Origin of the sequence: Streptomyces sp. NBC_00704, from assembly GCF_036226605.1 — a bacterium.
In the GTDB taxonomy this organism is placed as follows: Bacteria; Actinomycetota; Actinomycetes; order Streptomycetales; family Streptomycetaceae; genus Streptomyces.
The window spans coordinates 1673651-1689392 of the sequence record NZ_CP109000.1; the positions used below are offsets into that span (position 1 = coordinate 1673651).

General features: G+C 73.1%; 12 protein-coding genes. 5 read left to right on the plus strand and 7 right to left on the minus strand.

Annotation, left to right across the window (positions count from 1 at the left end; translation table 11 throughout):
* Window positions 1-28: 28 nt before the first annotated feature.
* A complete protein-coding gene (locus OG802_RS07410) occupies window positions 29-940 on the minus strand; it encodes a S1 family peptidase (protein WP_329408382.1) in 912 nt (303 codons plus the stop codon).
* Between the two features lie 1232 nt (window positions 941-2172).
* Window positions 2173-3471 (minus strand): DUF5685 family protein, encoded by a 1299-nt coding sequence (locus OG802_RS07415; RefSeq protein WP_329408384.1) that lies wholly within the window; start codon window positions 3469-3471, stop codon window positions 2173-2175.
* Window positions 3472-3782: 311 nt separating this feature from the next.
* Between OG802_RS07415 and OG802_RS07420 the strand changes: the two genes are divergently transcribed.
* Window positions 3783-4220: a cell division protein SepF gene (locus OG802_RS07420; RefSeq protein ID WP_329408385.1), complete on the plus strand. Its 438-nt coding sequence runs from the start codon at window positions 3783-3785 to the stop codon at window positions 4218-4220.
* A gap of 41 nt (window positions 4221-4261) precedes the next feature.
* Here the strand turns inward: OG802_RS07420 and OG802_RS07425 are convergent, their stop codons facing one another.
* Both OG802_RS07425 and OG802_RS07430 read right to left on the minus strand, forming a co-directional pair.
* Window positions 4262-5452, minus strand: a complete 1191-nt coding sequence (locus OG802_RS07425) for an acyl-CoA dehydrogenase family protein (RefSeq protein ID WP_329408386.1) — start codon at window positions 5450-5452, stop codon at window positions 4262-4264.
* A 592-nt stretch (window positions 5453-6044) separates the two neighbouring features.
* Complete coding sequence (locus OG802_RS07430; protein WP_329408387.1) at window positions 6045-7646, minus strand: MFS transporter; 1602 nt, start codon at window positions 7644-7646, stop codon at window positions 6045-6047.
* 388 nt (window positions 7647-8034) lie between these two features.
* Between OG802_RS07430 and OG802_RS07435 the strand changes: the two genes are divergently transcribed.
* Window positions 8035-9309 (plus strand): glycosyltransferase family 39 protein, encoded by a 1275-nt coding sequence (locus OG802_RS07435; RefSeq protein WP_329408389.1) that lies wholly within the window; start codon window positions 8035-8037, stop codon window positions 9307-9309.
* A 205-nt stretch (window positions 9310-9514) separates the two neighbouring features.
* Complete coding sequence (locus OG802_RS07440; protein WP_329408390.1) at window positions 9515-10549, plus strand: phosphatase PAP2 family protein; 1035 nt, start codon at window positions 9515-9517, stop codon at window positions 10547-10549.
* A gap of 185 nt (window positions 10550-10734) precedes the next feature.
* Here the strand turns inward: OG802_RS07440 and OG802_RS07445 are convergent, their stop codons facing one another.
* Both OG802_RS07445 and OG802_RS07450 read right to left on the minus strand, forming a co-directional pair.
* A complete protein-coding gene (locus tag OG802_RS07445; protein WP_329408391.1) occupies window positions 10735-10950 on the minus strand; it encodes an I78 family peptidase inhibitor in 216 nt (71 codons plus the stop codon).
* 417 nt (window positions 10951-11367) lie between these two features.
* Complete coding sequence (locus OG802_RS07450; RefSeq protein WP_329408393.1) at window positions 11368-12129, minus strand: transglycosylase family protein; 762 nt, start codon at window positions 12127-12129, stop codon at window positions 11368-11370.
* 538 nt (window positions 12130-12667) lie between these two features.
* Between OG802_RS07450 and OG802_RS07455 the strand changes: the two genes are divergently transcribed.
* Entirely contained in the window at window positions 12668-13450 is a 783-nt protein-coding gene (locus OG802_RS07455) for a hypothetical protein (protein WP_329408395.1), read from the plus strand.
* Between the two features lie 233 nt (window positions 13451-13683).
* Entirely contained in the window at window positions 13684-14130 is a 447-nt protein-coding gene (locus tag OG802_RS07460) for a hypothetical protein (RefSeq protein ID WP_329408396.1), read from the plus strand.
* Window positions 14131-14208: 78 nt separating this feature from the next.
* Here the strand turns inward: OG802_RS07460 and der are convergent, their stop codons facing one another.
* The gene (gene der, locus OG802_RS07465; RefSeq protein WP_329408397.1) at window positions 14209-15690 is read right to left on the minus strand and encodes a ribosome biogenesis GTPase Der; all 1482 of its coding nucleotides are present in this window, start codon (window positions 15688-15690) and stop codon (window positions 14209-14211) included.
* Window positions 15691-15742: the final 52 nt, after the last annotated feature.

Here is a 15742-nt window from a genome sequence, read left to right on the forward strand (position 1 = left end):
CGGGACGGACGAGCTGCCGGACGACGGGTCAGAAGACGCTGACTCCGTAGGCGTTCAGGGCCTCCACCACCGGCTGGAAGAAGGTGGTGCCGCCGGAGCTGCAGTTTCCGCTGCCGCCGGAGGTGAGGCCGTAGGCGACGCCGCTGGTCGAGTACAGCGCGCCGCCGGAGTCGCCGCCCTCGGCGCAGACGTTGGTCTGGATCATGCCGTAGACGACGTCGCCGCCGCCGTAGTTCACGGTCGCGTTCAGCGCGGTGACCCGGCCGCTGTGGATGCCGGTCGTCGACCCGTCACGGTAGACGGTGGCGCCGACGCTGGGCGTCCCCGCACTGGTGATGTCCGTGTTGCCCGCGGTGCCGGACTTGGTGACGGAGGAGTTGGTGTAGCGGACCAGCGCGTAGTCGTTGGTCGGGAAGCTGTAGCTGACGTTGGTGCCCAGGGTGCTCGTCTGCCCGGAGTTGGAGTACCAGGTCGACGCGACCTCGCCGCAGTGCCCGGCGGTGAGGAAGTAGTACGTGCTGCCGCTGCGGACGTTGAAGCCGAGCGAGCAGCGGTAGCCGCCGCCGTAGATGGCGTCGCCGCCGGCGATGAGCTTGTTGAACTTCCCCGGGGTGTGCTTGATCGTCAGTGCTCCGGCGTTGCCGCCCGCCTGCTGTCTGATCCTCGCGATCTCGGCGTCGGAGACCGTGCTGTCGACGGTGACCACCAGTCGGTTGGTCTTGCCGTCGACCGCCCAGGCGGTGCCCGGGACGTCCGCCTTCAGCACCGAGGCGCCGGCGCTGCGGAGTTCGGCCGCGCTGAAGGTGGTGTTGTCCGCCGCGCTCGCGTGGGGAATCGCGACGGCGGCCGCGGCCACGAGTCCGGTGGCCACGGCGGTCAGCCGGGTCCGTCTCGAGATGCCGCTCTCGGGGGTGGTGGGGGTGGTGCGCTTGATCCTCACGTTTCGTTCCCTCCCAGGGGAAGTCGGGGGCCCGTCGTGTGTGGGGTCGGAGCCCGTGAGGCGCAGCCAGGGCCGACGTTCGTCCGGATTTCGGACACGCCGTGACCCTGACAAGCGCTGAGGGGGAGTATTCGGCCGAACGGCCGGTAGGCGCAAGGGTGCCTTTCAGCCGTCAAACCGTGAACGAACTGCGTGAGTCGATCCCTCTTGCAGCCCTCTTGTCCCAGCTCAGACCGGGTTGCCCTGCTGTTCCCCGACCGCCACGTCCCATGTCTTCCCGGCCGGGGCCGCGAACGGACCGAAGTACCGGCAATGGCGCACGGAGGCAGTACGGCCGCGCCGGGGCCGCCGGCGCGCCGTCCCGCGCCGTCCCGCGCGTCCGGTGCGCGGGGCGCGGGGCGTGAGACCTGGCGCGTGGGGCGCGGGGCGCGGGGCGCGAGACCTGGCGCGTGGGGCGCGGGGCCCGAGACCTGGGGCGCGGGGCGCGGGGCGCGGGGCCCGAGACCTGGGGCGCGGGGCGCGGGGCGCGGGGCGCGGGGCCCGAGACCTGGGGCGCGGGGCGCGGGGAAGCGGGGCGTGGGGAAGCGGCCGCGCCGACCGGCCGGTCCGCCGGTGGCGTCGGGGAACGCGACGTCCGCCGACCCGTCCCGCGACTTCCCCCGAGCCCTCCGGCGGCGGTCGTCCGCGGCCGGGCCCCGGCGCCAGGCGCCGGCCGGCGCGCGTGGCGGACGGCGGCGGCACCGGCCCCGCCTCAGCGTCCGGGGCCCGGGTCGTCCCCGGCGCTTCCGGGAGAACGTCACACCTTCCCGGACCTCGCCGGACCTCACCGGACCTCACCGGACCTCTCGGGTGCTCCCGAGGACCGGCGCGCACCGCTGCCGCCCGGCGTCCGTCCGCCGTCCCCGGCGCCGGGCCATGCCCGCCGGTCGCGGGCGGGCCTTTGCCCCGCGCCGGGCCGGGGCCGAGGCTGACCTGCGCGGGGACCCGCGCAACGGTCCGCCGGGCGCGGGCGGAGGCCTCGCCGGGACCGGTCACGGTGGGGGTGCCAGGCCGCCGTTCGGGCCGTCACGGGGCCCCGATGTCCGGAATTCGACCCTCCGTATGACCCTCGCGCAGCGCGCCGCACACCCCCACGACGCACCCCGGACAACCGCTTGCCGACCACGAGCCGCCGCGCGTCGGGCTCTCACCCCCGCCACGACGGGCGTCCGGGTGCGGCATGTGACGGAGCGTCAGCAGGAGCAGTCGCAGGCGCAGCACTCACAGCAGGAACACCCGTCACAGCAGTCGCAGCAACCGCAGTCACAGTCGCCGCAGTCCCCGCAGTCGTTGCACAGGCCCTCGCGCTTCTTCTTCGACCAGGGGCCCTCGAACTCGTCGGCGCAGCAGACCTTGCAGGTGCAGCACAGACCGATCGCGACCGCGCAACCCGCCAGGAAGCCCCGCTTCTGCGGCCGGGGCGGCTCACCGCCGTAGGGGTTGCCGTAGGGATCGCCGGGCGGGTGCGGGGCGTTCGGACCGGCCGGGTTCCGCGGGGCGTACGGCCCGGTCGGCGGCCCGAAGGCGCCCACGGGCCCCGGCGTCGCCCCCTCGGGTCCCGCCCCCACCCCCTCCCCCGCTCCTGCTCGGGGTGCGGCCGCGTCCGGCGTTCCGTGCGCGTGTCCGCACGACTGCGTGCCGAACGCCCGGTCCACCGACCGTCCCAGCTCGTGCGCGAGCAGCAGGTGCGCCAGCCTGCCCTCCTCGAACTCGACGTCGCGCAGGGCGAGCCGGATGCCGTGCAGCGCGTCGTCGGCGAGCCGACGGGCCTCGGCGAGCGGGGTGTGCGTGGCCGTCAGCGGGTTCCAGGCGCCGGCCGCCGCGTCCGCCGCCTGGTCCTCGACGGCGTCCAGCAGGTGCGCCAGCCGTCCGAAGAGACGGCCGGCCTCGGCGAGCGGCGCGGCGTTGCCGGGCCGGCCCGCCAGGACGGCGGTGTGCGCGAAGGCGGCGGCGGTGGCGGTCTCCGTCGGCTCGGTGACGGTCAGCAGCGAGGTGCCCGGCCCGGCGAGCGCCTCGATCCCCACCTGCCGGTCCACGGCGTCGACGAGGACGGCGGTGTCGAACCCGACGGCCGCCCCGCCGCGTTCTCCGGCCCGCCCCCAGCTCTCGGCGACCCGGCGCGCGGCGGCGGCGACCGGCCGCCGCGCCAGCATCCCGTCCCCGTCGGCGACATGGTCACGCACCTTGGCGGAGGCGAGCACCAGCGAGACGGCGGCCGCGAGCCGGGCGCCCTCGCCCTGGGCCACGGAGGCGGTGCGCATGCCCCGCAGCGGGCACGGTCCCGCCGTGCGCCGCCATCCGTCGGCGGTGACGCGCTCGGCCTGAGCCTCCGTCAGAACCGAGATGATCAGGCCGTCGTAGTTGGTGACGACCCGGGCGAACTGCCCGTGGTCGCCGCGCAGCGCGAGACACAGCCCGCACAGGTGGGCCATCCACTGGGCCTTGAGACCCTCTCCGAGCCGGTGAGAGCACGGCCTGACGATTCCGAACACGACAACCCCCGTCGTCCTTGGGACATGAGCTGCCGCATGCTATCGACCGATTGTCATGCCGGATGCGGGGCACTCTGTTCACCCGGACGCACCGTCCGTCACCCGTCCGCCACGAAGAATCATATTTCACTCACAGTCAGCAGCCGTATGCGGTGCGACCCTTGGGAGACGCGGGCTCTCGACGTATTAGCTGTGCACCAGTACCGTCACAAACCCCCCGCGCGGCGTCTAACCACTTGGCGCGACATCCGCATCATGGACGACCATGGGGAATGCGGAAAGCAGAAAGACCGCTGTGAGAGGAGGCGTCCATGGGATCGGTGCGCAAGGCGAGTGCCTGGCTTGGCCTCGTCGACGACAACGATGACGAGCGTTACTACGACGACGACTATTCCGAGGGGACCGACTCGCAGGACGTCTGGGTCACCGACCCGCGCGTGAAGGTGGCGGCGGACACGGCCGAGGAGAAGGGCCGCCGCATCGGCACCGTCACCCCGGACAGCTTCCGGGACGCGCGGGCGATCGGTGAACTGTTCCGCGAGGGCGTGCCGGTCATCATGAACCTCACCGCCATGGAGGCCGCCGACGCCAAGCGCGTCGTCGACTTCGCGGCAGGGCTGATCTTCGGCCTGCGGGGCTCGATCGAGCGGGTGTCCACCCGGGTGTTCCTGCTGAGCCCCGCCAACACGGAGATCGTGAACGGGGATCCGTCCGCGCACCGCACGGACGGCTTCTTCAACCAGAGCTGAGGCAGGGCCGCTCGCCGGCCCTGCCCCGGCCCCGGGCCGGATCAGCGGAAGGCGTCGAGCCCGGTGAGCGCCTTGCCCAGCACGAGCTGGTGCATCTCGACGGTGCCCTCATAGGTGAGGACCGACTCCAGGTTCGTCGCGTGCCGCATGACGGGGTATTCGAGCGAGATCCCGTTGGCCCCGAGGACGGTGCGGGCGGTCCGGCAGATCTCGATCGCCTCCCGCACGTTGTTGAGCTTGCCGAAGCTGACCTGCTCGGGACGCAGGCGGCCGGCGTCCATGCGCCGCCCCAGATGGTGGGCGAGCAGAATCCCCTTGTGCAGCTCGACCGCCATGTCGGCGAGCTTGGCCTGCGTGAGCTGGAACCCGCCGATGGGCCGCCCGAACTGCTCCCGGGTTCTCGCGTACTCGACCGCGGTCTCGAAACAGGACCGGGCCGCGCCCATCGCGCCCCAGACGATGCCGTAGCGCGCGTGGGACAGACAGCTGAGCGGGCCGCGCAGCCCGGTGACCTCCGGCAGGACGGCATCCGCCGGCAACCGCACGTCGTCGAGCACGAGTTCGCTGGTCACACTGGCCCGCAGGGACCACTTGTGCTTGATCTCGGGCGCGGAGAACCCCGGAGCGTCGGTGGGCACCACGAAGCCGCGGATCCCGTCGTCGCTCTGCGCCCAGACGACGGCCACCCCGGCGACGGACCCGTTGGTGATCCACATCTTGCGGCCGTTGAGCACCCAGTCGGAGCCGTCCCGCTTGGCGTACGTCCGCATGCCCGCCGGGTCGGACCCGTGATCGGGCTCGGTGAGCCCGAAGCACCCGATGACGTCACCGGCGGCCATGCGGGGCAACCACTGCGTCTTCTGCTCCTCGGAGCCGAAGCGGTGCACGGCGTACATCGCCAGGGACCCCTGCACGGAGACGAGCGAGCGGATCCCGGAGTCGGCGGCCTCCAGCTCCAGACAGGCGAGCCCGTACTGCACGGCGCTCGCGCCCGCGCACCCGTAGCCGCTGAGCGACATCCCGAGCGCCCCGATCCCGCCGAGTTCCCGGGCGAGCTCCCGGATGACCGGCAGCTCCCCGCTCTCGTACCACTCGGCGACGTACGGCAACACCCGGTCCGCCGCCCAGCCGCGCACGGTGTCACGGATCGCGAGATCCTCGGCGTCCAGCAGATCATCGATCCCGAGCGGGTCGGCGGGGTCGAACGGGGGCAACTTCGAGGACGCGGACATACGACAGCCTCCGGCAGAACCTAAAACTAGCACCGCTAGTAAACCACTCCCGCCCGACCCTACGACCCCCCACCCCGAACGTCCAGTAGCCCGACCGGGAGAGGACGGGGCGAGCGGGCGGTCGATGGGAGGCGGCAGGAACCGCAGACCACCCGACGCGCAAGCGGGCGGCCGCCCCACCCCTCCACCGACCGTCACGGGCGGTGCGCGGGTCGGAGAGCGGCCGGCAAGGCCCGAGGCCGCCGACGGCGAGGGACCCCCACAAGCAACGCCCACCCCTCCACCGACCGTCATGGGCGGTGCGCGGGTGGGAGACGGGCGGCGAGGCCGCAGGCCGCACGCCGCACGCACAAGCCGGCAGCCGCCGACGGCGAGGAACCCCCACAGGCAACACCCACCCCTCCACCGACCGTCACAGGCGGTGCGCGGGTGGGAGACGGGCGGCGAGGCCGCAGGCCGCACGCCGCACGCACAAGCCGGCAGCCGCCGACGGCGAGGAACCCCCACAGGCAACACCCACCCCTCCACCGACCGTCACGGGCGGTGCGCGGGTGGGAGACGGGCGGGGAGGCCGCAGGCCGCCGCCTCGGCGTCAGGCCGAGACGCGGGACTGCACGACCTCCCGAGGCGCAGGAACCCCCACCCCCGCCGGAGGCGCCTCGCACTGCATGATCCGCGGCAACCGCAACGCCATGGCCGCCCCCAGCAGCAGCAACCCCGCGCTGACCAGCAGCGTGACATGCAGGCCGTGCACGAAGCTGTCCTTCGCGACGTGCCGCAGCGCCGCGCCCGCCGGCCCGCCCAGCTGCCCGGCCACCTCGTAGGCCTCGCCCAGCGAATGTCCCGCGGCCGCGGACGCCGACGCCGGCACGCCGGGCACGGAGGACAGGCCGGGAGCGTACGCGGCGTTCATGACCGTCCCGAGGAGCGCGATCCCGATCCCCGCCCCCAGCTGGTACGACGTCTCGCCGATCGCCGCCGCCCCGCCCGCCTGCTCCTGCGGGGCCTCGCTCAGCATCGACTCGTACGCCGCGAACAGGGTCGTCTCCAGGCCGAACCCGAGCAGCAGGAACCCGGACAGCAGCAGCCCCGCGTTGTCCGAGCCGCCCATCGCGGTCAGCACCAGCACGGCCGCCGCCGTGAGCAGGAACCCCCCGCACACCATCCGCCGCGGCCCGAACCCGCGCAGCAGCCGGGCTCCCGCGAGCCCCGCCGCCATCGCGGCGAAGGTCAGCGGCAGCAGCCGCAGTCCCGTCTCCAGCGGAGACAGGCCCAGCACGAGTTGCAGGTACTGCGCCGCGATCAGTTCGAGGCCGACCAGCGCCAGCATGGCCAGCACGATGCACCCGACCGCCGTGCTGAACGCCGGCCGCGCGAACATCCCCAGGTCCACCAGGGGATGCGTGCGCCGCCGCTGACGTCGTACGAACAGGACGATCAGCACCGCGCCCACGGCCAGCGGCACCACGGTGAACGGCCCCAGCTCGCCGCCGCCCAGCCGCTTCACGCCCAGGACGACGCCGAACAGTCCGGCCGCCGCCATCAGCGCGCCGACCACGTCCCACGGACCGTCCTCCGCGCCGCGCGACTCGGGCAGCAGCAGCCGTCCCACCGGCAGACTGACCAGCATCAACGGAATGTTGACGAGAAAGACCGAGCCCCACCAGAAGTGTTCGAGGAGGAAGCCGCCGAGCAGCGGTCCGATCGCCGCGCCCACCGCGGCCACCGCGCTCCAGATGCCCACCGCCAGCGCCCGCTCACGCCGGTCCGGGAACACCTGCCGCAGGATCGACAGCGTCGCGGGCATGATCATCGCGCCGCCCACGCCCAGCAGCGCCCGCGCCGCGATCAGCGTCTGGGCGCTCCCGGCGAAGGCCGCCAGCGCGGACGCGACGCCGAACAGGGCGTATCCGAGCAGCAGGATCCGTCTGCGGCCGACCTTGTCGCCGAGCGTGCCGAACAGGATCAGCATCGAGGCGCAGACCAGCGGATAGGTGTCGACGATCCAGAGCAGCTCGATCCCGTCGGGCCGCAGGTCCTCGGTGACGGCCGGCACCGCCACGTGCAGGACGGTCGCGTCGACGGCGACCAGGAGCAGGCTGACGCACAGCACCACCAGGACGACCCAGCGGTCGGCACCGGCCCCGGCCGTCCTCCGGCGCAGCCCAGCGGCGGCCGTGGTCGTCCCGGACATGTACGTACCTCCCAGGTGATCCCCCGGTTCGGCGGGCTCGCGGGGTGGGGACTCCCCGCGACTCGGCCGGAGAGGAGCGGTGATCTCCGGCCCGCGCAAACGAACACGAGTGACACGCAGCGTACGCGAGTTCGCGCCAGGGCCACGTGGCGGACATCTCACCGTTCCGGAGCGACCCGTGTGGCGTACGCCACTGCGCACCCGGCCCGCACGGGTCGTCGCACGGCCCCCGGGCGGGGCGCGCGGAGGGTCCCCATGGCCCAGCGCCGCAGGGCGCACGGGGCCTCCCTGGCCCCGGCGTGCGGGGCGCGTCGGCGCTCCCGGGCCGCGCGGCTTCCCGCGGGTTCCCCGGCCCGGGGCCGCGCGCCGCCCGTCGATAATCGAGCCCGTGACCGATCTCCAGACCCGTGTGACGCCCTCCGGCTCCGCGTCCCCGTTCCGGGCGGCCCCCGCCCTCCTGGGGTACGCGGCCGTACGCGCCCTGGGCCTGCTCGGCCTCGCCATGTGGGCCGCCGCCCGCGACAAGAGCGCCCACACACTGCTCACCGCCCGCTGGGACGCGATCTGGTACAGCAGGGTCGCCGAGCGGGGCTACGGGTACGAGATCCGCCTGCCGAACGGCGACGTCCACGCCGATCTGGCCTTTTTCCCGCTGCTGCCCTGGCTGGAAAGGCTTCTGCACGCGCTGACCCCGCTGTCGTACGCCGACGCCGGATTCGTCGTGGCCCTGCTCGCCTCGCTCGCGGCGGCCTGGGGGATCTTCGCGGTCGCCGACCACGTGTACGGACGGCGGGCCGGGTTGTGCGCGGTGCTGGTGTGGGCCGTGCTGCCGGTCGGGATCGTGCAGTCGATGGCGTACAGCGAGTCCCTGTTCACCGCGCTGGCCGCGTGGTCGCTGTACGCGGTGCTCAGCGGCCGGTGGGTGACCGCGGGGGCCCTGGCCTCGTTGTCCGGTCTGACCCGCCCGGTGGGGCTCGCGGTGGTCGCCGCGGTGTGGGCGGCCTGCGCGGCGTCACTCCTGCGGGACCGTGCGGTCCGCCGGGAGCCCTCGATCGCGGGAACCCGCAGCACAGCGCCCGCCCCCGGCGCGCCCGCCCCCGTACACGCCCCCCGTCCGTCCGCCGAAGCCCCCGCGGGGCGCGAAGCGACCGCGCCGACGCCCCGCCGCGCCGCGCGCGCCCTCGCCATGCTCCTCGCGCCCATCGGCGCCGCCGGCTACGTCCTGTGGGTCGGCCACCGCACCGGCCGCGGCCCGCTCGGCTACCTCGACGTCCAGGCGGGCTGGCGCAACGGCTTCGACGGGGGCCTCGCCTTCGCCCGCTTCATCGCCGGGAAGTTCACGTCGGCCCCCGGCGCCCTCGCCGGCCTCGGACTGATCGCCGGCGTCGGCCTGCTGCTGTGGCTGTTCGCGGTCTGCGTGCGGCAGGGCCAGCCCCTGCCGCTGCTGGTGTACGGCGGCACGGTCCTCGCGCTCGCCCTGTGCGCGTCCAGCTACTTCGGCTCGAAGCCGCGGCTGCTCCTGCCGGCCTTCCCGCTGCTGCTGCCGCTCGCCCTGGCCCTGTCCCGGCTGCGCACGGGCCGGGCGGCGCTGGTCGTGGGGTGCGTGGCCACCGCCTCGGCCGTGTACGGGGCGTGGTGGCTGAACGGCTCGGGTCCCCCGTGAGGCCGTCCGGCTTTCAGGTGAAGCCTTTCATCGGTTACCTAAAACTATCCCTAGGAATGATCAAAGGAATTGAAGGGAACACCGTTCGACGATTAGCGATTCCATGGGGATAAACAGTGTTCTGAGAGCAATCCCACATCACATCGTCATCACAAACCGGCGGATTCGGCCGGGTCCAGAGCTCACTCGCTGTAACGTCGTTTAGGTGCGTACCGAACGAAACCTCACCCGTCTGGACCGGGTGTTCGCCAGGCTCGACCGTGAGCCGGAACGACCGGCCCACATCGACGTGCCGAAGATGAGCCGGCACAGGGTCGCCCTGCTGCTGGCGACCCTGGCCTTCTATCTGGCGATCGTGTGGCTCGTGGTGATCACGTCGTGGCTGGTCCGCCTCGACTGGCAGGTCATGTTCTTCCGGCCGTACCAGCAGTGGCCGGAGATCCACGCCTTCCTCGACTACTACGTGGTCCTCGGCCAGCGCGGCCCGACCGCCGTGATGGTCGCCGCCTGGCTCGGCTGGAGGTCCTGGCGCCAGCACACCCTGCGCCCGCTGCTCACGCTGGGCGCCTCGCTGCTGCTGCTGAACATCACGGTGGGTGCGGCGAAGCTCGGCATGGGCCGGCTGGGACCGCACTACGCGACCACCATCGGCTCGAACGAGATGGGTCTGGGCGGCGATATATTCCCCAGCGGCCACACCGCCAACGCGGTCGTGACCTGGGGAATCCTGGCGTATCTGGCGTCCACGCCCAGGGCGCGCCGCTGGCTGTCCGCCGTGTCCGCCGTCGTCTCCCTCGGCGTCGGCCTCACCACCGTCTACCTCGGTACGCACTGGCTGAGCGACGTGGTGCTGGGCTGGGCCGCCGGGCTGCTGATCCTGCTGGCGCTGCCCTGGTGCGAGCCGCTGATCGCCCGCGCCGAGGTCTCGGTCTTCGCGCTGCGCGACCGGCTGCGCGAGCGCCGCCGCCGCACGGTCGCCGCTCCCGCGCCGTCCGCCCCCGTCGCCGTGCCCGTGCCGCTCACCCAGCTCCCCACGGCGCAGGACGATCCCGCGGCGGCTCCCGAACCGGTCACCCCGGCCCGCGCCCCCCGCGCGCCCGCCTACCTGGCCCAGGGCCCGCACACGACCCGCTCCGAGCGCACCCCGGTCACCCCGGTCGGCAGCCGCCGCCCGCCGCACCCCGACCGCCTCCCGCGCGGCGCCGCCGCCTCGGGGGCCCGCCCCCTCACCGGCGGCTGACCTCGGCGAACGCCACGCCACGACGGACTCCGGTACGCACCCCGGTCCGGTTACGGCGAAGGCCCCGGCTCCTGGAACCTCCCCAGGAGCCGGGGCCTTCGCCGTACCCACACGACCGCCGTACCCACACCACCGCCGTACCCACACGACCGCCATACCCGCATGGCGTGCGCCGCGCGGCCTGCTCAGCCCTTCCAGGCGCGGGCGACCCGGCCGTCCCGCACCTCCAGGTTCAGCCGCCCGAAGCGGTACTCCATGGTGACGATGGCCCCGGGCTCCAACGAGCGCACCGTCGACCACCCCCGTTCACGCGCGAGCCGTTCGGCCTGCCCGGCCTCCAGGCCGACGTAACCGTCCGGACTGTCCTGCGGCTCCGCCTGCGGAGCGGTGTTCGGTGCCATGACTCCACGCTAGGCCCCGGCGCCTCCCGGGAACACCGAACCCCGGATGCGGAACCGGGCGGTCACACTTCTGTCACAGGATCCCGACACGCGTTTCAGCCGTCGTACGGCCATTCGTGCACAGCGGACCGTCACACGGACGGGCGGTTCCGGAGGCCTTCTCCGCGTATTCGAACGCAATTGTCGGCACCCGTCCGAGAGCCGTGAATAACCCGTCGGAAAGAGTCGGAAACGGGCCCCGGAGGACCGGTTCATTTCCCTTCCGCCGCCCCGCCCGAAAGCTGACGGCCCATAGGAAATACACGGCTCCCCCACACATCCCCACACATCCTCCGTACGGACGTGCGGGCGCGGCGGCCCCGTCCGGTCGCCCTGCCGGACGGGGCCGCCGCGTCGCCGGGCGGGAGCGCGGGCGGGTCAGAGCGTGAGGCGCTGCCCCGGGACGATCAGGTCGGGATCGCCGCCGATGACGTCCCGGTTGCCGGCGTAGACGCGCTGCCAGGTCATCCCGTTGCGGGCCGCGATGGCGCTCAGGGTGTCGCCCCGGCGGACGGTGTAGTCGCCGCGCGCGACGCCCGCCGAGGTCTGCGAGGTCTGCCCGGAGGCACGCTCCGCGGTCGTGGACGAACCCGCCCCCGACGACTCGGAGCCGGAGCGGGTGGACTTCGCCGACTTCCCGGCCGCCGCGTACTTCGAGGGCTGCGAGGACTGCGAGGGCCTGGAGGACTTCGACGACTTCGTGGGCTTCGAGGACTTCGTGCCGGCCGAGTCGGAACGGGCCGAGGAGGGGCGGTCGGCCCCTGGTGCGCCGCCGGCCGCTCCCGCGCGCGCCGAGCAGGTCGGCCACGCGCCCCACCCCTGGGAGTTCTGCACCTTGGCGGCCACGGCGATCTGCTGTGCCTTGCCGGCCTTGTCGGCGGTCGGCGCGTAGGCGGCCCCGCCGTAGGCGCGCCAAGTACCGGCGGAGAACTGCAGTCCGCCGTAGTACCCGTTGCCGGTGTTGATGTGCCAGTTGCCGCCGCTCTCGCACTGGGCGATGCGGTCCCACACCCCGCTGTCGGCCGCCGCCGCGTCCGCGGTGGCGGAGAGCAGTCCGAGAGGGGCGAGAAGAACCGCCCCGGCGAGGACCGCCGTCTTGCGCGACGACGTGCGGGACTGCTGATCGGCACAATCGGACATGTAGATCCCTCTCTACGTACCCGGGCTCCCCCTGACCGGAGCGCGGCGGCCGCGCGGGAACGCGGTCGGCGCGCCCGGCCCCGACCGCCGGCGATGGTGCTGCGCGCTGTCTGGCTCTGCGCGGCCGGCGGACGTTCCCGAGCGGTGCTCGTTGCACACGGCGGAGCAATCTAGGGAACCTGACGCCCCGTTAACAACCAATCGGCCATTGCCGCAGGCCAGTTGGCCGTTACCTTGGGTAGCGGCGAATTCCGGACACCCAGTTCATGCTCACTTGTCGCCATTTGTCGACCACGTATCCACTCGCCCTGTGAGCCGGGTCACCGGCCCAACTGTCGTGACCTCCCTGTTACTTGACATGGAGTGGTCGATTCCGCACGCAGAGTGAAGGCCGGGGCAGGATGGTTCGATTCCGTTCGCTCTGAAGCGTGACTCCCGCCACAGATCGCCCGTTGTCATCTTCATGAGCCGGGTACCGCCCGGACCACGAGCCGGAGCACCCGGCCTCGCCCACGCACCGCATCCGAGGGAGCCACCCGTGCCGCGCATGCTCGACGTCAGCGACGAGGTACGCGCCGAGATCGGCGACGAAGAAGCCGACCGGCTGCTCGCCGGAGACAACGCCCCGGGCAGTTACGACTGCACGTCCTGCCGCACCCCGGGCGACTCCGAGAACGAGCACACCAGCACCGTCCTGTTCATCGGGGACGAGACCGCCGTCCTCGCCTTCGCCCACGCCACCTGTCTGCCGTCCCAGATCGTCCAGGTCACGGAGGAGCAGTTGCAGGGCGCGGTGCGCTCCATCAGCGGCGACACCGTCGACCTGGACCCCGACAAGGTCGTGCCCGAGCAGGCGGTGCTCGGTGTGACGAGCGGACTCGTCCTGATCGCCGGGGAGTTGCACCCCGCCCTGGTCGTCGAGCCGACCGCGCCCATCGTGCGCCCCGGCACGACCGGCGCCGGCGACGACTTCCTGCCGCTCCTCATCGAGCAGGGCTTCATGCCGCTCAGCGAGCTGACCGAGGTGCCGCCGGTGCAGCACGGCTGGTCCGTCCTGCTGGCGATGGGGCAGCTGCACGCCGTGCTACAACCGTCGTCCAACGGCGGCCAGCCGGTCGCCTGGTGGCAGGCGCACCAGCCGCTCCAGGTGACGGAGGGGTGGCGGGCCGCCGCCAACAAGCACCAGCAGGTACTGATGTTCGCCTCGCCGGTGGGCTCCATCGGACGCCAGCCCCGTGAGGACCTCCTGCGGGACGCGCTGGACAAGGCCGCCGCGAACGGGCACCTGGTCGGCGCGGCCCTCCCCCTCGCGGGCACCTGAGCCGCCCCTCCCGGGGGTCGGAGCCATCCCTCGCCAGGGTCTGGGCCTCCCCCTCGCGGGGCCCCCGAGCCCTGTCCGCCGGGCGGGGCGGGGGCGCCCGGCGCGGCGCGGACCGGTCGGGTCCCCGCGCCCCGGCTCCCCCGCGGGCGCCGGGCACGCGGCGGCACGGCGGGCGTCCCCCGCGGACTCCCGCTGTGCCGCATCTCTTCGCGCGCCGCGTCGTTTGGACATACGTGCACACCTACGACGTTCCCCGCCGCCCGTCCTACCAGTCGATCCCGTCCGCGCGACCGGCTCAGGACTCCCAGGGCGGCCCCTCCGCCACGCCGATCTACGACGCGCTCTACGCGGAGTACGTCAAGACGTTCCGCTCGCTGCCGGGCGACCGCAGCGGCGAGGACGAACTGGGGTTCACCGCCTTCGGGAACATCCCGTACCGCACGGGCTCCACGGGTTCCTACCCGGCGCCGCGCCCGGGGTCGTTCTCCAGCTCGTACAGCGCCTACAGCGCGGGGGCGCAGAGCGCGCGGCACGGAACCGGGCAGCAGTCCCAGTGGCAGCGGGTCGGGCAGCAGTCCCAGTGGCAGCGGATCGGGCAGATCGGCCAGCAGGAGCCGGCGCCCACCGCGATGCACCACGTCCCGGCGGCCCTTCCGCCGGCCCCCCGCAGAACCTTCTGATCCGCCCCCACGGGCGAATCCACGCACACACGGCTGGAGGGCGGCGCCCGCGACGGGCGCCGCCCTCCAGCCGTGTCGTCACTTCTTCTTGCCGCCGCGCTTCTCGCGCACCCGGACCGAGATGTGGATCGGCGTGCCCTCGAAGCCGAACTCCTCGCGCAACCGGCGCTCGATGAAGCGCCGGTAACCCGCCTCGATGAACCCGGAGGCGAAGAACACGAACCGCGGGGGCTTGGTGCCGGCCTGGGTGCCGAAGAGGATGCGCGGCTGCTTGCCGCCCCGCACCGGGTGCGGGTGGGCCGCGACCAGCTCGCCGAGGAAGGCGTTCAGGCGGCCGGTGGGAACACGCGTCTCCCAGCCCGCCAGAGCGGCCTCGATCGCCGGGACCAGCTTCTCCATGTGCCGCCCCGTGCGCGCCGAGACGTTCACCCGCGGCGCCCACGCCACCTGGGCGAACTCGGTCTCGATCTCGCGCTCCAGGTAGTAGCGGCGCTCCTCGTCGAGGGTGTCCCACTTGTTGTAGGCGATGACCAGGGCGCGTCCGGCGTCCACGGCCATCGTCACGATGCGCTGGTCCTGCACCGAGATCGACTCGGAGGCGTCGATCAGGATGACCGCCACCTCGGCCTTCTCCACGGCCGCGGCGGTGCGCAGCGAGGCGTAGTAGTCGGCGCCCTGCTGGAGGTGGACGCGCTTGCGGATGCCCGCCGTGTCGACGAACTTCCAGGTGACGCCGCCGAGTTCGATCAGCTCGTCGACCGGGTCGCGGGTGGTGCCCGCGATCTCGTTGACGACGACGCGCTCCTCGTTCGCCACCTTGTTCAGCAGCGAGGACTTGCCGACGTTCGGCCGGCCGATGAGCGCGATCCGGCGCGGGCCGCCCACCGCGGTGCCGAAGGTCTGCGCGGGGGCCTCAGGCAGGGCCTCCAGGACGGCGTCCAGCATGTCGCCGGTGCCGCGGCCGTGCAGCGCGGAGATCGGGTGCGGCTCGCCGAGCCCGAGGGACCACAGGTAGGCCGCGTCGGCCTCCGCGCTAGGGCCGTCGACCTTGTTGGCGGCCAGCACGACGGGCTTGCCCGCCTTGCGCAGCAGCCGGACGACCGCCTCGTCGGTGTCGGTCGCGCCGACCTTGGCGTCGACGACGAAGACGACGGCGTCGGCGGCCTCGATCGCGTACTCGGCCTGGGCGGCCACGGAGGCGTCGATGCCGAGGACGTCCTGCTCCCAGCCGCCGGTGTCGACGAGCTTGAAGCGGCGGCCCGACCATTCGGCCTCGTAGGTCACCCGGTCGCGGGTCACGCCCGGCTTGTCCTCGACGACGGCCTCGCGGCGGCCGATGATCCGGTTCACCAGGGTCGACTTGCCGACATTGGGGCGGCCGACGACGGCGAGCACGGGCAGCGGCCCGTGGCCTGCCTCCTCGATGGCGCCCTCGACGTCCTCGATGTCGAAGCCCTCGACCGCGGCGAGCTCCATGAACTCCGCGTACTCGGCGTCGCCGAGCGCCCCGTGGTCGTGCTCGAAGGAGTCCGAGCCGTCGGGCTGGATGTGGTCGTTCATGAAGTCCGTACCTCGTCGTTCATTCGTGGTGATCGGTGGAGCACCCGTTCTG